Origin of the sequence: Pseudomonas sp. Leaf434, from assembly GCF_001425545.1 — a bacterium.
Classification (GTDB): domain Bacteria; phylum Pseudomonadota; class Gammaproteobacteria; order Pseudomonadales; family Pseudomonadaceae; genus Aquipseudomonas; species Aquipseudomonas siliginis.
This window is the reverse complement of the sequence record NZ_LMQZ01000001.1, coordinates 2,367,566-2,387,342: the sequence shown is the minus strand read 5'-3', so window position 1 is coordinate 2,387,342 and position 19,777 is coordinate 2,367,566. Positions and strand designations below refer to the sequence as shown.

At 60.9% G+C, this 19,777-nt stretch carries 20 protein-coding genes; 6 read left to right on the top strand and 14 right to left on the bottom strand.

Features of this window, described 5'->3' with window-relative positions; translation table 11 throughout:
* Positions 1–49 precede the first annotated feature (49 nt).
* Positions 50–865, bottom strand: a complete 816-nt coding sequence (lgt, locus tag ASG55_RS10650; protein WP_016772683.1) for a prolipoprotein diacylglyceryl transferase — start codon at positions 863–865, stop codon at positions 50–52.
* A 79-nt stretch (positions 866–944) separates the two neighbouring features.
* Complete coding sequence (locus ASG55_RS10645) at positions 945–1,727, bottom strand: sulfite exporter TauE/SafE family protein (protein WP_041476853.1); 783 nt, start codon at positions 1,725–1,727, stop codon at positions 945–947.
* A 130-nt stretch (positions 1,728–1,857) separates the two neighbouring features.
* Here ASG55_RS10645 and ASG55_RS10640 point away from each other — a divergent pair, with 130 nt between their 5' ends.
* A complete protein-coding gene (locus ASG55_RS10640; protein ID WP_056786269.1) occupies positions 1,858–2,604 on the top strand; it encodes an NRDE family protein in 747 nt (248 codons plus the stop codon).
* A gap of 209 nt (positions 2,605–2,813) precedes the next feature.
* Here the strand turns inward: ASG55_RS10640 and ptsP are convergent, their stop codons facing one another.
* Together ptsP and ASG55_RS10630 are read right to left on the bottom strand one after the other, a co-directional pair.
* Positions 2,814–5,093 (bottom strand): phosphoenolpyruvate--protein phosphotransferase, encoded by a 2,280-nt coding sequence (gene ptsP / locus ASG55_RS10635; RefSeq protein WP_024014698.1) that lies wholly within the window; start codon positions 5,091–5,093, stop codon positions 2,814–2,816.
* A gap of 22 nt (positions 5,094–5,115) precedes the next feature.
* Positions 5,116–5,595, bottom strand: a complete 480-nt coding sequence (locus ASG55_RS10630) for an RNA pyrophosphohydrolase (RefSeq protein WP_003229203.1) — start codon at positions 5,593–5,595, stop codon at positions 5,116–5,118.
* Positions 5,596–5,738: 143 nt separating this feature from the next.
* Between ASG55_RS10630 and ASG55_RS10625 the strand changes: the two genes are divergently transcribed.
* A complete protein-coding gene (locus ASG55_RS10625) occupies positions 5,739–6,395 on the top strand; it encodes an HAD family hydrolase (protein WP_056786265.1) in 657 nt (218 codons plus the stop codon).
* A 120-nt stretch (positions 6,396–6,515) separates the two neighbouring features.
* Here ASG55_RS10625 and ASG55_RS10620 read toward each other — a convergent pair whose 3' ends face one another.
* Together ASG55_RS10620 and ilvA are read right to left on the bottom strand one after the other, a co-directional pair.
* A complete protein-coding gene (locus ASG55_RS10620) occupies positions 6,516–6,929 on the bottom strand; it encodes a DUF2269 family protein (RefSeq protein WP_056786263.1) in 414 nt (137 codons plus the stop codon).
* A gap of 41 nt (positions 6,930–6,970) precedes the next feature.
* On the bottom strand, positions 6,971–8,485 hold the full coding sequence (gene ilvA, locus ASG55_RS10615; RefSeq protein ID WP_016772678.1) for a threonine ammonia-lyase, biosynthetic: 1,515 nt from the start codon (positions 8,483–8,485) through the stop codon (positions 6,971–6,973).
* Between the two features lie 317 nt (positions 8,486–8,802).
* On the opposite strand from ilvA, the gene rpiA reads away from it, so the two are divergent.
* A complete protein-coding gene (gene rpiA, locus ASG55_RS10610) occupies positions 8,803–9,477 on the top strand; it encodes a ribose-5-phosphate isomerase RpiA (protein WP_007913886.1) in 675 nt (224 codons plus the stop codon).
* Positions 9,478–9,620: 143 nt separating this feature from the next.
* Here rpiA and ASG55_RS10605 read toward each other — a convergent pair whose 3' ends face one another.
* From ASG55_RS10605 to ASG55_RS10590, 4 genes are all read right to left on the bottom strand, one after another.
* Positions 9,621–10,538 (bottom strand): SdiA-regulated domain-containing protein, encoded by a 918-nt coding sequence (locus ASG55_RS10605; protein ID WP_056786260.1) that lies wholly within the window; start codon positions 10,536–10,538, stop codon positions 9,621–9,623.
* A 183-nt stretch (positions 10,539–10,721) separates the two neighbouring features.
* Positions 10,722–11,645 carry an SdiA-regulated domain-containing protein gene (locus ASG55_RS10600; protein WP_056786257.1) on the bottom strand — a complete coding sequence of 308 codons (924 nt, stop codon included), beginning with the start codon at positions 11,643–11,645 and terminating at the stop codon, positions 10,722–10,724.
* A 204-nt stretch (positions 11,646–11,849) separates the two neighbouring features.
* On the bottom strand, positions 11,850–12,515 hold the full coding sequence (locus ASG55_RS10595) for a fumarylacetoacetate hydrolase family protein (RefSeq protein ID WP_024014705.1): 666 nt from the start codon (positions 12,513–12,515) through the stop codon (positions 11,850–11,852).
* A gap of 41 nt (positions 12,516–12,556) precedes the next feature.
* Positions 12,557–13,951: an FAD-binding oxidoreductase gene (locus ASG55_RS10590; RefSeq protein ID WP_024014706.1), complete on the bottom strand. Its 1,395-nt coding sequence runs from the start codon at positions 13,949–13,951 to the stop codon at positions 12,557–12,559.
* A gap of 205 nt (positions 13,952–14,156) precedes the next feature.
* On the opposite strand from ASG55_RS10590, the gene serA reads away from it, so the two are divergent.
* Positions 14,157–15,386, top strand: a complete 1,230-nt coding sequence (serA, locus tag ASG55_RS10585) for a phosphoglycerate dehydrogenase (protein WP_024014707.1) — start codon at positions 14,157–14,159, stop codon at positions 15,384–15,386.
* Between the two features lie 104 nt (positions 15,387–15,490).
* Here serA and ASG55_RS10580 read toward each other — a convergent pair whose 3' ends face one another.
* The gene (locus tag ASG55_RS10580; RefSeq protein WP_056786255.1) at positions 15,491–15,916 is read right to left on the bottom strand and encodes a DUF4399 domain-containing protein; all 426 of its coding nucleotides are present in this window, start codon (positions 15,914–15,916) and stop codon (positions 15,491–15,493) included.
* A gap of 135 nt (positions 15,917–16,051) precedes the next feature.
* On the opposite strand from ASG55_RS10580, the gene ASG55_RS10575 reads away from it, so the two are divergent.
* Positions 16,052–16,618 (top strand): transporter substrate-binding domain-containing protein, encoded by a 567-nt coding sequence (locus tag ASG55_RS10575; RefSeq protein WP_056786252.1) that lies wholly within the window; start codon positions 16,052–16,054, stop codon positions 16,616–16,618.
* Positions 16,619–16,721: 103 nt separating this feature from the next.
* On the opposite strand, the gene ASG55_RS10570 is transcribed toward ASG55_RS10575, so the two are convergent.
* Complete coding sequence (locus ASG55_RS10570; protein WP_056786249.1) at positions 16,722–17,207, bottom strand: DUF523 domain-containing protein; 486 nt, start codon at positions 17,205–17,207, stop codon at positions 16,722–16,724.
* Between the two features lie 2 nt (positions 17,208–17,209).
* Positions 17,210–17,842, bottom strand: a complete 633-nt coding sequence (locus ASG55_RS10565; RefSeq protein ID WP_056786246.1) for a 2OG-Fe(II) oxygenase — start codon at positions 17,840–17,842, stop codon at positions 17,210–17,212.
* A gap of 108 nt (positions 17,843–17,950) precedes the next feature.
* Between ASG55_RS10565 and ASG55_RS10560 the strand changes: the two genes are divergently transcribed.
* Complete coding sequence (locus tag ASG55_RS10560; protein ID WP_024014712.1) at positions 17,951–18,682, top strand: DUF2059 domain-containing protein; 732 nt, start codon at positions 17,951–17,953, stop codon at positions 18,680–18,682.
* Between the two features lie 132 nt (positions 18,683–18,814).
* Here the strand turns inward: ASG55_RS10560 and ASG55_RS10555 are convergent, their stop codons facing one another.
* On the bottom strand, positions 18,815–19,762 hold the full coding sequence (locus ASG55_RS10555) for an alpha/beta hydrolase (RefSeq protein WP_056786244.1): 948 nt from the start codon (positions 19,760–19,762) through the stop codon (positions 18,815–18,817).
* Positions 19,763–19,777: the final 15 nt, after the last annotated feature.

The following is a 19,777-nucleotide window of genomic DNA, read 5'->3' as shown; positions in this document are numbered from 1 at the left end:
AGTTACCTGTGTCCTTGGAGCCCCGGCGTCGCGCGCCGGGGTTCGTAGTTTAAGCCGTCGGCGCGAGCGGCGCTGCCGGGGCGCGACGATAGGCCAGCCAGATCAGCAACAGCCCGCCGACAATCATCGGCACGCAGAGCACCTGGCCCATGGTCAGCCAGTTCCACGCCAAGTAGCCGAGCTGAGCATCCGGGACGCGGACGAACTCGACGATGAAACGGAAGATGCCGTAGAACAGCGCGAACATGCCGGAGACCGCCATGGTCGGACGCGGTTTGCGCGAGAAGATCCACAGGATCAGGAACAGCGCCACGCCTTCGAGGGCGAACTGATACAGCTGCGACGGGTGGCGCGGCAACTGCGCCGGATCGCTGAACGGCGGGAACACCATCGCCCACGGCACGTCGGTGGCCTTACCCCACAACTCGGCGTTGATGAAGTTGCCGATGCGCCCGGCGCCCAGGCCGATCGGCACCATCGGCGCGACGAAGTCCATCAGCTGGAAGAACGACTTGCCATTGCGCTTGCCGAACCACAAGGCCGCGAGCATCACGCCGATGAATCCGCCGTGGAACGACATGCCGCCCTTCCACACTTCGAAAATCAGCGTCGGGTTGGCCAGGTACGCGCTCAGATCATAGAACAGCACGTAACCCAGACGGCCGCCAACAATCACGCCCATCGATAGCCAGAACACCAGATCGGAGAGTTTCTCCTTGGTCCAGGTCGGGTCGAAGCGGTTGAGCCGGCGCGACGCCAACAGCCACGCGCCGCCGATGCCGATCAGGTACATCAGACCGTACCAGTGGATTTTCAGCGGACCGATGGCCAGGGCCACCGGGTCGATCTGCGGGTAAGGCAGCATTGCGACTCCTTGTTAGAGTTGAAAGCAAAATTCCCGGGTGACGCTGCCACCTCAGGATTAAGCCAGGATTGCCACGCGATCAGAGCAGAAAGCTCAAACCCACGCAGAACAGCAAAGCGGCGAACAGCCTTTTCAGCAAGCGCGGCGACAACCTGTGTGCCAGACGCGCGCCGAGCCGGGCGAAGACCATGCTGGTCAGGGCGATGCCCAACAATGCCGGCAAATACACAAAACCGAGACTATGGGCCGGCAACAACGGATCGTGCCACCCCAGAATCATGAAACTTAACGCGCTGGCCAAGGCAATCGGCAGGCCACAGGCCGACGAGGTCGCCACGGCCTGCTGCATCGGCACGCTGCGCCAGGTCAGAAACGGCACGGTCAGCGAGCCGCCGCCAATACCGAAAATCGCCGAGGCCCAGCCAATCACCGTACCGGCAGCGGTCAGACCGAGTTTGCCCGGTACCGTTCGGCTGGCCTTGGGTTTGACGTCCAGCGCCAGTTGCACGGCGATCACCAGGGCAAATACGCCGATGATCTTTTGCAGGTTCGGCCCGGAGATGGCTTCGGCGGTCAGCGCACCGAAACCGGCGCCGAGCAGAATGCCCACGGTCATCCAGCGAAAAATCGCCCAGCGCACCGCGCCGCGACGGTGATGTTCACGCACGGCGTTGACCGAGGTGAATATGATCGTCGCCAGCGACGTGCCCACCGCCAGGTGCGTAAGAATCGACTGATCGAAGCCCTGCAAAGTGAAGCTGAACACCAGCACCGGGACGATGATGATCCCGCCGCCAACGCCAAACAGCCCGGCGAGCACGCCCGCACAGGCACCGAGCGCCAGGTAGAGCAGAAATTCCATGACCGTCTCCAGCACGCATCGGCAAAACAGGAGCGGCATGTTAACGGATGCGCAGCCTTCTGCTCCACTGGCGATGGATGCACGGACGCCGGATGCGTAGAGTGGGCAAAAAACACACAAGGACCACCTTATGTGCCTGATTGTTTTCGCCTGGCGCCCGGGCCATGCCCAGCCGCTGGTCGTCGCGGCCAACCGCGACGAGTTCTACGCCCGCCCCAGCCTGCCATTGGCGCCGTGGCCCGAGGCGTCACAGGTGCATGCCGGGCGCGATCTTGAGGCCGGCGGCACCTGGCTAGGGATCGGCGCCAACGGGCGCTTCGCCGCACTGACCAATATTCGCGATCCGCAACAGCCGCCCGCGACCAAATCCCGGGGCGAGCTGGTGGCGCGGTTTCTTGCTGGCGATCTGTCGATTGATGATTATTTGAGCGATGTGGTGGCTCGCGCCGCCGAATATGCCGGGTTCAATCTGCTGCTGGGCAATGCCCATGAGTTGTGGCATTTCAATGCACGAGCGTCAGAGCCGGTGATGTTGCAGCCTGGAGTTTATGGGTTATCCAACGCGGGGCTGGATACGCCGTGGCCGAAACTGCTCAAGGCCAGGGCGGCGTTGAGCGCGGTGCTGGACGATCCGCAGCCTGAGCGCTTGCTGGCCTTGCTGAGCGATGCGCAGACCGCACCCGAGGCGGAGTTGCCGGATACCGGGGTAGGCATGGCGACGGAGTCGTTGTTGTCGAGCGTGTTTATTGCCAGCCAGAGTTACGGGACGCGGGCGAGTACAGCGTTGGTTGTGCAGGCGGACGGAACGCGGCGGATGGTGGAGCGCAGTTTTGGGCCGTATGGCGGGCATCTCGGGGAAGTTGAGGTTTGTGTCTAACAGCAGCCCCTCACCCCAGCCCTCTCCCGGAGGGAGAGGGGGCCGACCGAAGTGCCTTGCGGTATACATCGACCTGAGAGATCGAGTCGATTATGGATTCAGCAAAGCACTTACAGGTCGACGGAGTTCTGCAGCATCCCCCAATCAGTCCCCTCTCCCTCTGGGCGGTCCGACGTTTCGGGAGGGCTAGGGTGAGGGGCCTTTGATCTTTAGAGAGCCTTGGTCACCACCGGCGAATTCATCTTCGCCAACCCGAGATTCTTCAGCGCCAGTTGCAGCGAGCTGTGGATAACCTGCGGGTTATCGATCTTCATCAATTCCGCCAGCATCTCCTGCGCCTTGCTCAGGTTCACCTGGCGCAACATCCACTTCACCTTCGGCAGGTTGGTGGCGTTCATCGACAAGCTGTCGAAACCCATCGCCATCAACAGCACCGCCGCCGCCGGATCACCGGCCATCTCGCCGCAGATACTCACCGGTTTGCCTTCGGCGTGGGCGTCAGTGACCACGGTTTGCAGGGCTTGCAGCACCGCAGGGTGCAAATAGTCGTAAAGGTCGGCGACGCGCGGGTTGTTGCGGTCGACCGCCAGCAGGTACTGGGTCAGGTCGTTGGAGCCGACGGAGAGGAAGTCGACCATCCGCGCCAGTTCCTTGGTCTGGTACACCGCTGCCGGGATCTCGATCATCACGCCGATCGGCGGCATCGGCACGTCCGTGCCTTCGTCGCGCACTTCGCCCCATGCCCGGTGGATCAGGTGCAGGGCCTCTTCGAGTTCGTGAGTGCCGGAGATCATCGGCAGCAGAATCCGCAGGTTGTTCAAGCCTTCGCTGGCCTTGAGCATCGCGCGGGTCTGCACGAGGAAGATTTCCGGGTGGTCGAGGGTGACGCGGATACCGCGCCAGCCGAGGAACGGGTTGTCTTCCTTGATCGGGAAGTACGACAGCGATTTGTCACCGCCGATGTCGAGGCTGCGCATGGTCACCGGTTGCGGGTGGAACGCGGCGAGCTGTTCGCGGTAGATCGCCAGCTGTTCCTTCTCGCTCGGGAAGCGCTGGTTGATCATGAACGGCACTTCGGTGCGGTACAGACCGACCCCTTCGGCGCCACGCTTCTGCGCCCGCGCCACATCGGCGAGCAGGCCGGTGTTGACCCACAGCGGCATGCGGTGGCCATCGAGGGTCACGCACGGCAGGTCGCGCAGGGTGTCGAGGCCCAGCGCCAGTTGTTTCTCTTCTTCGACGACTTCGGCGAACTGCTTGCGCAGCACTTCGCTGGGGTTGGTGTAGACCTCGCCACGGGTGCCGTCGACGATCATTTCGATGCCGTCGACCTTGGCGTACGGCAGATCGACCAGGCCCATCACTGTCGGAATGCCCATGGCTCGGGCGAGAATCGCGACGTGAGAGTTACCCGAACCGAGTACCGAAACCAGACCGACCAGCGTGCCTTCCGGCACCTCGCCGAGCATCGCCGGCGTCAGCTCTTCGCTGACCAGAATGGTTTTTTCCGGGTAGACCAGATTCTGCTGGCGCTCTTCCTGCAGATAGGCGAGCAGACGGCGGCCAAGGTCTTTGACGTCCGAAGCACGCTCGCGCAGATAGGCGTCGTCCATCAGTTCGAAACGGTTGACGTGCTCAGTGACCACCTGACGCAGCGCGCCCTGAGCCCACTGCCCCGTCTTGATCACGGTGGTGATTTCGCTGCCCAGCGAGGCATCGTCGAGCATCATCAGGTAGACGTCGAACAGCGCGCGTTCTTCCGGGCGCAGCTGGGTCGCGAGTTTGGCGGACAAGGCGCGCATGTCGGCGCGCACGCCTTCGATGGCGGTCTTGAACAGCGCCAGCTCAGCGTTGATGTCGGTGATGGTCTTGTCCGGCACCACGTCCAGGTCCGCCGGCGGCAGCATGACCACGGCGGTACCGACGGCAGCACCCGGCGAACCCGGTACGCCGACGAACTTGGCTTCCTGAATGCCCTTGCCCTGCCGGCCCAGACCACGGATCGAACCGGTGGCCTCGGCGTGGGCGATCACGCCGGCAAGCTGCGCGCTCATGGTCACGAGGAAGGCTTCTTCACCTTCGTCGAACTGGCGGCGTTCTTTCTGCTGGATGACCAACACGCCGACGACGCGGCGGTGGTGAATGATCGGTGCACCGAGGAACGAGGCGTAACGCTCTTCACCGGTTTCGGCGAAGTAGCGATAACGCGGGTGGACCGAAGCGTTCTCGAGGTTCAGGGGTTCTTCACGCGTGCCGACCAGACCGACCAGACCCTCGTTGGGGGCCATGCTGACCTTGCCGATCGAGCGCTTGTTCAAGCCCTCGGTGGCCATCAGGACGAAGCGATTGGTTTCCGGATCAAGCAGGTAGACCGAGCAGACCTGGCTGCCCATGGCCTCTTTGACGCGCAACACAATAATCCCCAACGCCGCCTTGAGATCCTTGGCGGAGTTAACTTCCTGGACGATCTTGCGCAGCGTATTGAGCATGGCTCGGGGTCGAACTCCGTCGTCAGTCGCGCGCTAAAAGGCGCGGGGCAAGCTCTTTGAGAGCGCGTCGATACACCTCGCGCTTGAATGTCACCACCTGGCCCAACGGATACCAATAGCTGACCCAGCGCCAGCCATCGAACTCCGGTTTACCGGTCAGATCCATCCGCACCCGCTGCTCGTTGGAGATCAGGCGCAGGAGGAACCATTTCTGTTTCTGGCCGATGCACAGCGGTTGGCTGTGGGTACGCACCAGGCGTTGCGGCAAACGATAGCGCAACCAGCCTCGGGTACAGGCCAGTATTTCAACATCTTCACGTTCCAGGCCAACTTCTTCGTTCAGCTCGCGGTACAAGGCGTCTTCCGGCGTCTCCTCGGGGTTGATCCCCCCTTGCGGAAACTGCCAGGCGTCCTGATTGATACGGCGAGCCCATAGCACCTGGCCGGCGTCATTCGTCAGAATGATCCCGACATTGGGGCGGAAACCATCGGGGTCGATCACGGCAACAACCTCGCAAACGCATGTCGCCGCATTGTTCCACAAAGCTTGATCAGGCGGCAACGAAGGTTCCTACCTTATGTGCACTCTTGTGAAAAGACCGTATTCTTGTCGCCTTTTTACTGACTTTTCAGCGGGTAACTGCAATGCGCCTGGCTCTATTCGATTTGGACAACACCCTACTGGGCGGCGACAGCGATCACGCCTGGGGCGATTATCTGTGCGAGCGCGGCTTCCTCGACCCGATCGCCTACAAGGCGCGCAACGACGAGTTCTATCAGGATTACCTGGCCGGCAAGCTGGACAACGCCGCCTACCTGAACTTCTGCCTGGAAATTCTCGGCCGCACGGAAATGGCCGTGCTTGAGCAATGGCACAGCGATTACATGCGCGACTGCATCGAGCCGATCGTGCTGCCCAAGGCACTGGAGCTGCTGAAGAAGCACCGCGATGCCGGCGACAAACTAGTGATCATCACCGCCACCAACCGTTTCGTGACGGCACCGATCGCCGTGCGCCTGGGCGTGGAAACCCTGATTGCCACCGAATGCGAAATGATCGACGGCCGCTACAGCGGGCGCAGCACCGACATCCCGTGCTTCCGCGAAGGCAAGGTCACGCGCCTCAATCGCTGGCTGGAAGAGACCGGCTATTCGCTCGAGGACAGCTATTTCTATAGCGATTCGATGAATGATCTGCCGCTGCTGGAGCAGGTGGCGAATCCGGTGGCGGTGGACCCGGATCCGAATCTGCGGGCCGAGGCCGAGAAGCGTGGCTGGCCGGTGATTTCGTTGCGCGGCTGAGATTGCTATCGCTGGCAAGCCAGCTCCCACAGGGTTGTCAGTGTCCACTTAATCTGTGTTCACTGAATACCCCTGTGGGAGCTGGCTTGCCAGCGATGGGGGTCAACTCGGCCTCAAGCCTTAAACCGGCTTGGCCCCCATCAACGCCGCTATGGCGACAAACCCGACGCCGCTGACAATCGCCAGCGCCAGATTGAATGTGCGATTGCCCACCCCGCTCGTCCACAACCGATCCAGCCGGACCAGCAGCCAGACCGCACTGAACGTGGCCACGGCGTAGATCACGCTGGATCCCAGAATCCACAATTGGCCCAATGGCCAGCCCACCAGGTGCACCAACCACCAGCCGGTGAAAGGCATGCTGAGCATGCCGATCAGCATCAGACACCAGATGAACAGCCACGGACGGCGCATCGTACTGGCCGGCCCTTCGCTGCGATTTCGCCAGGTCAGGGCGGCGAGCCCCAGCCCGCTCGCGAGGATAACCACGGTCGCCGCAACGTGGAGGACTTTCAGGGTGGTCAGGGTTTCCATGTCGTTCTCATCCGTAGATCCATGCCCATCAGCGTAGCCGCTCAGCCAAGAAACAGCTGATAGGCCGGGTTGTCGCTTTCATCCCAATACGGGTAGCCGATTTCCGCCAGCGCCGCCGGCACCAGATGACGTTCGTCATGCGGCACTTGCAAGCCGGCGACCACACGCCCGTCCGCCGCGCCGTGGTTGCGGTAGTGGAACATCGAGATGTTCCAGCGCCCGCCGAGCTTGTTGAGGAAGTTGAACAGCGCGCCCGGGCGCTCCGGGAATTCGAAGCGCAGCACCACTTCATCGACCACCTGCGCGGCGCGGCCACCGACCATGTGGCGAATGTGCAGCTTGGCCAGCTCGTTGTCGGTCAGGTCGAGCACCGGAAACCCCTGCTCGGTCAGGCTCGCCAGCAAGGCGCTGCGCGGATCGTTGTCCGGGTGGGTCTGCACGCCAACAAAGATGTGCGCTTCGCTGCCGGTGTTGTAGCGGTAATTGAATTCAGTGATCTGGCGCTTGCCGATGGCTTCGCAGAACGCCTTGAAGCTGCCGGCCTTTTCCGGAATGGTCACGGCGATGATCGCCTCGCGCCCTTCGCCCAGCTCAGCGCGTTCGGCGACGTGGCGCAGGCGGTCGAAGTTGACGTTGGCGCCGGAGTCGATGGCGACGAAAGTCTGGCCGCTGACGCCACGCTGCTCGACGTACTTCTTGATCCCGGCCACGCCCAATGCGCCGGCAGGCTCGGTGATCGAGCGGGTATCGTCGTAGATATCCTTGATCGCCGCGCAGATCTCGTCGGTGCTGACAGTAATCACTTCATCCACGTAATCCTTGCAGATCTCGAAGGTGTACTGGCCGATCTGCGCCACCGCCACGCCGTCGGCGAAGATGCCGACAGTCGGCAGAACCACGCGCTCGCCCGCTGCCATTGCCGCTTGCAGGCAGTTGGAGTCGTCCGGTTCGACGCCAATTACCTTGATGTCCGGACGCAGGTATTTCACGTAGGCCGCGATACCGGCGATCAGGCCGCCACCGCCGACCGGGACGAAAATCGCATCCAGCGGCTGCGGGTGCTGACGCAGGATTTCCATGGCCACGGTGCCCTGCCCGGCAATGGTGTGCGGATCATCGTACGGGTGGATGTAGACGTAGCCTTTTTCATCGACCAGTTTCAGCGAATAGGCCAGCGCTTCCGGAAACGAGTCACCGTGCAGCACCACTTTGCCGCCGCGCGAACGCACGCCTTCGACTTTGATTTCCGGGGTGGTCTTGGGCATGACGATGGTGGCTTTGACGCCCAACACTTTCGCCGCCAGAGCCAGACCCTGCGCATGATTGCCCGCCGACGCGGTGACCACGCCACGAGCGCGCTCTTCGTCGCTCAATTGCGTCAGCTTGTTGTAGGCGCCGCGAATCTTGAACGAGAACACTGGCTGCAAGTCTTCGCGCTTGAGCCAGATGTCATTGCCCAGCCGCTCGGAGAGCTGGCGGGCGTTCTGCAGCGGGGTTTCTACGGCAACGTCATAAACGCGCGAGGTGAGGATCTTTTTGACGTACTGTTCGAGCATCGGAAAGCATCACTGGCGATTGGGCGGGACCAGCGAGTCTAACCCGCCTTTTGCCGAGGCGACCACACTAAACAGGTGGTTTTAAGGTCTGGAAACCCAATCTTGAGTGAGCACCGTTGTGGTGAGGGGATTTATCCCCGCTGGAGTGCGAAGCGCTCCCCTGCTTTTTTTCAGTCACACCGCGTTCCTGGGTTTTACGACGACTGCGTCGCCGAACGGGGATAAATCCCCTCGCCACAGCTTGTTTCCCCCTGTACCACCGCGAGGCCTATAATGCCGGCCTTTCTGCCCAACCCTTGCCCGCTTCCGGAGCCCGCATGACCCAGGATCAACTCAAACAGGCCGTGGCCCAGGCCGCCGTCGACTTCATCCTGCCGAAACTCGACGACAAGAGCATCGTCGGCGTCGGCACCGGCTCCACCGCCAACTGCTTCATCGACGCCCTGGCCCAGCACAAGGGCGCGTTCGATGGCGCGGTCGCCAGCTCCGAAGCCACTGCCGCGCGCCTCAAGGGCCATGGGATTCCGGTATATGAGCTGAATACCGTCAGCGATCTGGAGTTCTACGTCGACGGCGCCGATGAGAGCGATGCGCACCTGAACCTGATCAAGGGCGGCGGCGCGGCCCTGACCCGCGAGAAGATTGTCGCCGCCGTGGCCAAGACCTTCATCTGCATCGCTGACGCCAGCAAACTGGTGCCGGTACTCGGCGAGTTCCCGCTGCCGGTGGAAGTCATCCCGATGGCCCGCAGCCACGTAGCCCGCCAACTGGTCAAACTCGGTGGCGACCCGGTCTACCGCGAAGGCGTGCTGACCGACAACGGCAACATCATCCTCGACGTGTTCAACCTGCAGATCACCAACCCGGTGGAGCTGGAAGCGCAGATCAATGCCATCGTCGGCGTGGTCACCAACGGCCTGTTCGCCGCGCGTCCGGCGGATCTGTTGTTGCTGGGCACCAGTGAAGGCGTGAAAACCCTCAAGGCTGAGTAACAGACTGCCCCACTTGCCATGGGCTGATAAATAACCTGTGGGAGCGAGCCTGCTCGCGAAAGCGTCGGGTCAGTCAACATATTCAGAGACTGATCAACCGCCTTCGCGAGCAGGCTCGCTCCCACAGTGTTTTGTGATGTCAGTTAGTTTGGTGTGGGTTTTTTGAAGACGTAAAACAGATTCGGCTCGCTCACCAGGTACAACGTGCCGTCATCATCCATTGCAATTCCCTCCGCCTGCGGCACGGTTTTCTGCAAACCCTGGCGCCCGCCGCTGATCGACATGGTGCTCAACGGGCGCCCGTCGACATCCAGCTCGATAATCAACCGCGACTCGTCCGACAGCGCCAGCAAGTGCCCGCTGCGCTCGTCGTACTGCAGACTCGACAGATCACGCACGAACATTCCGGCATCGCGCTTGGGGTTGTTGATCACGTGCACCGCGTAGGTCTTGTCCGGTTTGAAATGCGGGAAGCCGTGGACTTCGTAGATCAGCATCGGGTCGCGCTCTTTCGCCACGAACAGCCGCTTGCCCACAGAATCATAAGCCAGCCCTTCGAAACCCTTGTTGCCGGACATGTGCACGCCAAGGGTCATTTGCTCGGCATCCTCGGCATCGAGAAAAGTGGTGTCGGCCTCGAGGTGGATCTTGATCAGGCGTTGCTGACGCTCGTCGGTGATCACGTAGGTGTCGGCACTGATGTACTCGACGGCTTCCGGATCGCCAAACCCCACCAGAGCGATGCGCCGCAGAATCTTGCCTTCCAGGGACAATTCGACCAGTTCGGAATTCTTGTTGGTGACCGTGAACAGACTTTTGCGCACCGGATCGTAGGTCAGCGCCGAGACGTCATCGTCGAGCCCCTCGATCGGCCGCGCCTCGATCGTCACCCGATACTGGTCGAGCCCGATCGCCTCGCTGCTCACCGGTTGCCACAGCGTGTGCAGGTTGAACCAGGCGCGCTCGAACAGACGCAGGTATTGGCCGATCGCGATCAACGCAATCAGGACAATCATCAACAGGACGAGAATCAGCGGTTTGGGGCGGGCAAGTCGACGCATTCAGGCAGGCTCGGATTCATGACAGGCCGATGAAATATCACGCCTGTCTGAACTGAAGCTTAATGGCCACTTGCCTCAGATCACAAGCCAAGCGCCGTAGGAGCTGTCGAAGGCTGCGATTTTTTGACTTTCATAAGCAAGATCAAAAGATCGCAGCCTGCGGCAGCTCCTACAGGGAAGGCATCACCGGTGTTTTTCGAATCGGTAGAACAGGTTCGGTTCGCTGACCATGTACAGCGTGCCGTCCGCATCCATGGTCATGCCTTCGGCGCGGGGAATGGTGTCTTTCAGACCGTTGAAATTCCCAAGCAACGTCATGAAGCTGACTTGCTTGCCATCCTCGTCGAGTTCAAGCAACAGATGTGAATCCGCCGACAGCACCAGCAGATGGCCAGTGCGCGGATCGACAGCCAGCGCCGACAGGTTGCGCAGATCCAGCTGATCGCTCGCCAGCTTCTGCTTGTCGCCCTGCAGGGTCTGGCCGCCATCGCTTTTCCAGGTGAACAGCGCCGGTGGGCGTTCCTCCCCCAGAATCAGTCGCTGATTGCGCGGATCCCACGTGATGGCCTCAAACGCCTTGTTCTGATCTTTCGACGGCCCGAGATCGTATTTGGGGAAATCGGCGATGTTCAGCTCACGAGTCACGGCGTCGATCTTGACGATCGACAAGGTATGCTCACGCTCATCGACAATGGCCAGCAAACCGTTTTCCATGACCGTCAGGCCTTCCGGATTGCTCCAGCCCACCAGCGGCATCTTGCGCAACACGTCGCCCTCGAGCGTCAGCTCGACCAGGAAGGCATTCTTGCCCATCACCGCGAACAGGGTCTTGGTCTGCGGGTTATAGGCCAGATCCGAAGCTTCGTCCTTTTCCATACCCGGCAGCGGTTTGGCATCGATCACCACCTGATAATCCGGCAGCCACACACTCTCCTTTTGCTCGGCCTTGCTCTCGAAGCGCTCCAGCACCCACAGCACGCCGCGATCATCCCAATGCATGGCGAACGCCAGTCCATAGGCTGCGGCGATGACCAGCAACAGCCAGACATACCAGCGCAGGAAAAAACGCGAACGGAGGGAGGGTTTCTGCTGAGTTCGAGATGCCATCGAGGGATGCGTTCCGTTAATTCAGGCCAAGGGTAATAGCACAAAGAGGCCGGCTGAGACGCCAGAATCGCGGGAATTATCCAGAGAGGATGTGAAAAAAACGGGAAATGGCGGGATTGGCGTGTGCATTTGCCAGCAGCACACTTGTGGCGAGGGGATTTATACCCTCACCACAAAGCTCACCCCCTGCAAGGGGTTCCGCGGTTAGCGCACGCTGCTGCTGAAGCTGCTCGCCCCCGGCAGCTCGAGGACGATTTCATCGCCGACGTTCAGCGGGCCGACGCCCACTGGCGTACCCGTAAGGATCACGTCACCGGCCTGCAGCGAGAAGCAGCCAGCCATGTGCTGGATCATCGGCACGATCGGGTTGAGCATCGCGCTGCTGTTGCCGTCCTGGCGCACTTCGCCGTTGATGGTCAGGCGGATGCCGATGTCGGTCAGGTCAGCGAAGGTGCTGCCGACCACGAACGGCGCGATCACCGCCGCGCCGTCGAACGACTTGGCGATTTCCCACGGCAGGCCCTTGGCTTTCAGCTCGGCTTGCTTGTCGCGCAGGGTCAGGTCCAGCGCCGGGGCGAAGCCTGAGATCGCATCGAGGACTTCTTCACGGCTCGGCTTGGTCGACAGCGGCTTGCCGATCAACACGGCGATCTCCGCCTCGTAGTGCACTGAACCACGCTCGGTCGGAATGCTGAACCCGCCTTCCAGCGGCACCACGCAACTGCCCGGCTTGATGAACAGCAGCGGCTCGGTCGGCACTGGGTTATCCAGTTCCTTGGCGTGTTCGGCGTAATTGCGGCCAATGCACACGACTTTCCCGATCGGGAAGTGAATGCGCGTGCCGTCGACGTACTGGTGCTGATAGCTCATTTACCGACTCCTGCCTTTATTGATTCAACAGAGATTACCGATCAAACCGGGAAAATCTTGCCCGGGTTCATGATGCCGTTCGGGTCGAACACTGCCTTGACCGCTTTCATGTACTCGATCTCGGCCGGCGAGCGGCTGTAGGTCAGGTAATCACGCTTGGTCATACCGACGCCGTGCTCGGCCGAGATCGAGCCGTTGTATTTCTCGACAGTTTCGAACACCCACTTGTTGACGGTGGCGCACTTGGCGAAGAACTCGTCCTTGCTCAGGTTTTCCGGCTTGAGGATGTTCAGGTGCAGATTGCCGTCGCCGATGTGGCCGAACCAGACGATTTCGAAATCCGGGTAGTGCTCGCCAACGATCGCGTCGATTTCGCGCAGGAACGCCGGCACTTTCGAGACGGTAACCGAGATGTCGTTCTTGTACGGCGTCCAGTGGGAAATGGTTTCGGAGATGTACTCGCGCAGCTTCCACAGATTGTGCAGTTGGGTTTCGCTCTGGCTCATCACACCGTCGAGCACCCAGCCCTGTTCAACGCAGTGTTCGAAGGTTTCCAGCGCGCTGTTGGCCACTTCTTCGGTGGTCGCTTCGAATTCCAGCAGGGCGTAGAACGGGCACTCGGTGTCGAATGGCGCCGGCACGTCGCCACGGCCCATGACCTTGGCCAGCGCCTTGTCGGAGAAGAATTCGAACGCCGTCAGGTCGAGTTTGCCCTGGAAGGCATGCAGCACCGGCATGATCGAATCGAAATCGGCGGTACCGAGGACCATCGCCGTGAGGTTTTTCGGCGCGCGATCAAGGCGCATGGTCGCTTCGACGACGAAACCGAGGGTGCCTTCGGCGCCGATGAACAGCTGACGCAAGTCGTAACCGGTGGCGTTCTTGATCAGGTCCTTGTTCAGTTCGAGCACATCGCCCTTGCCGGTGACGACTTTCATGCCGGCCACCCAGTTGCGGGTCATGCCGTAGCGAATCACTTTGATCCCGCCGGCATTGGTGCCGATATTGCCGCCAATCTGGCTGGAACCTGCCGAGGCGAAGTCGACCGGATAGTACAGGCCGTTTTCTTCGGCGACGTTCTGCAGATGCTCAGTGACCACGCCCGGTTGGCACACGGCAGTGCGGTCGGTGAGGTTGACGTCGAGAATCTGGTTCATGTAATCGAACGAAACCACCACCTCGCCATTGGCCGCCACCGCAGCGGCGGACAACCCGGTGCGCCCGCCGGACGGCACCAGCGCGACCTTGTGGGTGTTGGCCCAACGCACCACGGCCTGCACTTGCTCGATGGTCTTGGGAAACACGATGGCGCTCGGTGCCGGGGCGAAGTGTTTGGTCCAATCCTTGCCGTAAGTGTTCAGGGAGTCGGCGTCGGTAAGGACTTTGCCAGGCTCAACCAGGGTCTTCAGTTCATCAATCAGCGCAGGATTGGTCATCGACAGAACTCTCGAACAATTCATGGTCATCCTGAGAACGCTTCACGTCGCAGGAATGAGTGTTTAGCGGGGTGGCTATGCTAGCATACCGACCCCGCCGGACAGTGCCCAAGGCCAGATCCGCGGTGACGGCTTTGTTGCCGTGCGGGTCAGCTCCAGGCTGCTCCCTCCCTGCCATTTTTCTCCGGGATACAGGTTTACGCAGATGAGCAAGACTTCTCTCGATAAGAGCAAGATCAAGTTCCTTCTTCTCGAAGGCGTCCACCAATCGGCTGTCGACGTCCTCAAGGCGGCGGGCTACACCAGCATCGAATACCTGACTGGTTCCTTGCCGGAAGCCCAGCTCAAGGAAAAGATCGCTGACGCTCACTTCATCGGCATTCGCTCGCGCACGCAACTGACCGAAGAGATCTTCGATCACGCGAAGAAACTGGTCGCGGTCGGCTGTTTCTGCATCGGCACCAACCAGGTTGACCTCAGTGCGGCCCGCGAGCGCGGTATTGCCGTGTTCAACGCGCCGTACTCCAACACCCGTTCCGTAGCCGAGCTGGTACTGGCCGAAGCGATCCTGCTGCTGCGCGGCATCCCTGAGAAAAATGCCTCCTGCCACCGTGGCGGCTGGATCAAGTCCGCTGCCAACTCGTTCGAGATCCGTGGCAAGAAGCTGGGCATCGTCGGCTACGGCTCGATCGGCACGCAGTTGTCGGTGCTGGCTGAAGGTCTGGGCATGCAAGTGTTCTTCTATGACACCGTGACCAAGCTGCCACTGGGCAACGCTACGCAGGTCAACAATCTGCACGAGCTGCTGGGCATGTCCGACATCGTCACCCTGCACGTACCGGAAACCGCCGCCACTCAGTGGATGATCGGCGAGAAGGAAATCCGCGCCATCAAGAAGGGCGGCATCCTGATCAACGCTGCACGTGGCACCGTGGTCGAGCTCGACGCCTTGGCGGACGCGATCAAGGACAAGCACCTGATCGGCGCGGCCATCGACGTGTTCCCGGTGGAGCCCCGCTCCAACGACGAAGAGTTCGAAAGCCCGCTGCGTGGCCTCGACAACGTGATCCTGACCCCGCACATCGGTGGCTCGACCGCCGAAGCGCAAGCCAACATCGGTCTGGAAGTGGCAGAGAAACTGGTCAAGTACAGCGACAACGGTACTTCGGTGTCGTCGGTCAACTTCCCGGAAGTGGCCCTGCCGGCTCACCCTGGCAAGCACCGCCTGCTGCACATCCACGAGAACATCCCGGGTGTGATGAGCGAGATCAACAAGGTCTTCGCCGAAAACGGCATCAACATCTCCGGTCAGTTCCTGCAGACCAACGAGAAGGTCGGTTACGTGGTGATCGACGTCGACGCCGAATACTCGGAGCTGGCGCAAGAGAAGCTGCAACACGTCAACGGTACTATCCGTAGTCGGGTGCTTTTCTAAAAGCAGCTACAAGCGGCAAGTGAAAGCGCTTTGCCTTCACTTGCCGCTTGCAGCTAGCCACTTGAAGCTGAATAAAAAAGGGAGCCCCGAAAGGCTCCCTTTTTTTATTTCACGTTGACCGTGATTTTTTCCGAAACTATCGATGGGTCGAACGGCATGTGGCCGCTGTCGCCGAGGATCAGTTGCAAGGTGTGCTTGCCCGGGGCCAGTTTGATCGTGGCTTCGGTCTGCGCCTTGCCGAAATGCATGTGGTGAGCGTCAGTCGGGATCGGCGCGCCTTCGGCCGGCAGGTCGTCGACGTCGATCAGCAGGTGATGGTGGCCGGTGTTCTTGGTGGTGTCACCCACCGGGGCCAGCGCGATGTTCTTGACGCCGAACTTGACCTTGAATTCCTGCGAGACGGTGGCGCCGTCCTCGGGAGAAACGATGAACACTTCAGCATCCTTCGGCGCCGGTGTCGCCGCACTGGCCAGCACCGAAACACCCATCAGCACACCGGCCAACGCTGCACGAGACATAAAGCTTTTCATTTTCTTCTCCAGTTTTTCCGTAAAATCCGCACGGTCATGACAACTTCATGACCATTCGTTGTCGAAGGCACTCGACAACCATAGCAAAGCGAGCCTGAATCAGAGCGTCGCGATAATGATTTCAAAGGAGTGACCATGCGCTTGCTGCCTGGCCTGATCTGCCTGCTACCCCTTCTGAGCCCGCTGGCTCACGCCGAACTGATTGATGACGTCAACGACCGTGGCGAGCTGCGCATAGCCCTTGAGGCTAATACACCGCCCTTCAATTACAAGGAAGGCGACACCCTCACGGGGTTCGAGGTCGAACTTGGGCAACTTCTGGCCCAAGAGCTGGATGTACGCGCCGACTTCATCGTCACCGACGAGGGCGACCTGCTCCAGGGCGTTGAAAGCGGCAAATACGATGTCGCGCTCAACCACATAGCACTGACACCCGAACTCAAGGATCGTTTCGACTTCAGCGAGCCGTACGGCGAGGTCGACGGGCAGTTGCTGGCGAAGAAGGACGAGACGCCGCGGCCGATGGTGCTGGTGCAGGCGTTGACCGAAGCGAAGCCGAAAGCGGCAGTGCCGGTCGAGCTGGCGATCCCGTTTCAGAAGGGTAATCCGGCATTTCAGGCCAGCCTAAAGAGCGCGATGCAGCGGATCAAAGACGACGGACGCCTGGCGGCGCTGTCGAAGAAGTGGTTCACCGAACCGTAGGAGCTGCCGCAGGCTGCGATCTTTTGATGTTGATTTTGAAGATCAAAAGATCGCAGCCTCGTTTCACTCGTCAGCTCCTACAGTTGGATTTGCGATGAAGCTTTTAATCGAGTCGGGCCAGGGCCTGTGCGGCTTGCGGCAGTTCAAGTTCACTGAAAACCCGAACCCCATGACGCTTGAGCAACGCCGCCGTCACCCCTTCGCCACTGACTTTGACCCCACTGAACGTGCCGTCATACGTCAACAGATTCCCGCAAGAGGGGCTGTTGGCCTTGAGCACCGCCACCCGAATGCCGTGCTTTTGCACCAGTTCCAGCGCTTGCCGCGCCCCCTCGAGAAATTGCGCGCTGACATCCTCGCCCTCAGTAGTGATGACTGCGGCAATGCCATCCAGCACCTCACCGCCCTGCCCGCCGGGAATCTCCGCCGCCGCCCGCGGCGTCGGCAATCCACCGGCCACCTCCGGACACAACGGCACTACCCGCCCTTCTTCGATCCACTGCTCAAGCAGATCAAACGGCCCGCTCGCGCCACCGTCATAACGCACGCGGTGACCCAGCAGGCAGCGACTGACCAGGATCTTTTCCATGTTCAGAACGGCTCGTTGCCACGGCGACGGAACCAGCCAGTCAGCGACAGGCGCTCGCGATGGGCCGGCAACACTTCGTGGGGCACTTCGCCGGAGAGAAACACCACCAGGCAGCCGCCGGTCGGCTGCACGTCGTGCACACGTTCCTCGCCCAGGTACATGCGCAACTGGCCACCGTCCTCCGGCAACCAGGCGTCGTTGAGGTAGATCACCGCCGACACCATGCGCCGGTCATCATCGCGAAAACGGTCGAGGTGCTTGAGGTAGAACGCGCCGGGCGGGTACAGGGCGAAATGGCATTCGAAATCCTCAAGCCCCAGAAACAAGCCGCGATTGAGCGCCTCGCGCAGACTGTCCATCAGGCTCAGGTAGCGGTCAGTGGCGTCGGCCTGACCCGGGTCGATCCACTGGATGTGATCGCCGCGAATACCCTCGCGAATCTCGGAAAACGGCCCGCGTCCGACCGCCGCCGGCGCCAGCTCACCCTCGGCTTCACGTTTACGGCACTCGGCCGCCAGCGCCCGGGTCAGATCGGCGGGCAGGAAGATGTTCTGCTGCGACCAGCCGTGTTCGGCCAGGTCGTCGACAATGCGTAACAGCAGCGGGTGTTCAGAGGATATCGGCATGGCGCGCATAGTATGCCGACGGCAACAAATCCGACAGAGCCACGCAGCGCCTTGCTACGAATTCTCGACAAGTACCGGCACCGCACGGACAATAGTCCGCTGCTGACAGGAGTCCCTATGCGCCGTTTGCTTTTTTCACTGTTGATGTTCTGCGTATTGCCCGCCTGGGCGGACGGCCACGATCAGTTGTACAAGGTCGCCGGCTGGCCAGAACAACGCGCGCATTTCAACGATGCCCTGAGCGCCGCCCAGCAGCGCTATCAGAACAGCCTGCCGCCTGCGGTATTTCAGGCGCTGGTCAACAACAGCAATCAACGCTTTGCCGCGCAGGCCATGGATCAGCGTGCCGAAGCGCAACTGCGGCAGAAACTCGCCGACCCGAAACCAGCGCTGACCTTCTTCCAGTCACCGCTGGGCAAGAAAATCGTCGCCGCCGAATTGCTCGCAACCCGTCGCGATCAACTGGCAAAAAATGCCCAGGGCCTGCCGAAGATGCAGGCCAGCGACAGTCGCTTGCTGATCATCGGCCATCTCGCCCAGGCCCTGCCGGCCCGTGAGGCTGGCGCCGAGGTCAGCCTGGCGATTGCCGGCGTGGCAGCGGACAGCTTGAGTTCGATGATTCCGGGATTGCTTGGCGGCGGTCAGGCGCAGGGAATGTTGAATGGTCAGCGCCAGCGGCTGATGGATCAGATTGGCGCCGATCTGAACAACACGTTGCTCTACGTCTATCGCGATTTGTCGGATGAAGAGCTGGAAGAGTTTGCGACGTTTGCCGAGTCGACCGAGGGCAAGGCTTACTACCAGGCGGCACTGGCGGCGATTCGGGCGGGGTTGGCGGTCGGCCAATAATCTTCGTTGCCTGAAAGATCGCATTCGCGAGCAGGCTCGCTCCCACATTGGATCATCAGTGGACACAAAATGTGTGAGCATCCCGAATTCCCTGTGGGAGCGAGCCTGCTCGCGAAGAGACCCGCACAGCCGCTACAGATTCCGGCCCCTGATCCGCTTGCTCAAGAATTCGAAATACTCCTCACGCATCTCCGCCGTTTCATTGGCCAGGTGATGCCGTGCCTCGGCCAACAGCAGAATCTGCGGCCGGTCGAACTTCCATTTCAACACCTGCAGATTGTGCTGCCAGTCGACAGTCATGTCCGCCTGCCCCTGAATGATCAGCGGCCGTCGCGGACTTTTTTTCGCGTGCTCGACGCGAATGATCCAGCGCGACAGCGCGCCCACCCATTTCGTCGGCAGACGTCTTGGCTGCAACGGATCGGCCAGCAGAAACGGCAGAAAATCCGGATCGTTGGAATTCTCGCTAAAGCGTCGCACCACGCCGCGCACAAACGGCCGCAGCAGGTAATAACTCAACTGCGACCAGCCCCACGCCCTTGGCCTTACCAATGGCGCCAGCAGAATCACCTGCCCCTGCGCCGGGCTGTTCTCGCCATGGTTGAGCAGGTGGTCGACGACAATCGCGCCACCGGTGCTTTGCCCGCACAAATGCCAAGGCTGCGGCAGCGCGATCGAGTTCGCTTCAGCGAACAGCGCCTGCAACACGTCCTGGTATTCAGCGAAATCACGAATGCTTGCCCGTGGCCCGCTCGACAATCCGTGTCCCGGCAAGTCGCAGGCGATCACGGCGAAATCCTGATCCAGCGCCCACTCGATCACATGCCGGTACAGGCCGATGTGATCGTAGTAACCGTGGAGCAGAAACAGCGTCGCCTTGACCTTCTCCGGCCACCAGCAATGGCTGACCAGCTCGTAGCCATCGACTTCGAAACGACCCATGCCGCGCCAGACATCGCGCTCGGCGAAGTCGGTCTTGTAGAAGCGCTGATAAGCCTTCGCCTCATCCGATAACGGCTGCCACTCGGCCAATGGCTTGAGGCTCGCGCGTAAATGATCGGGGTCGAAAGTATCAGGCATGCGGACATTCCAAAG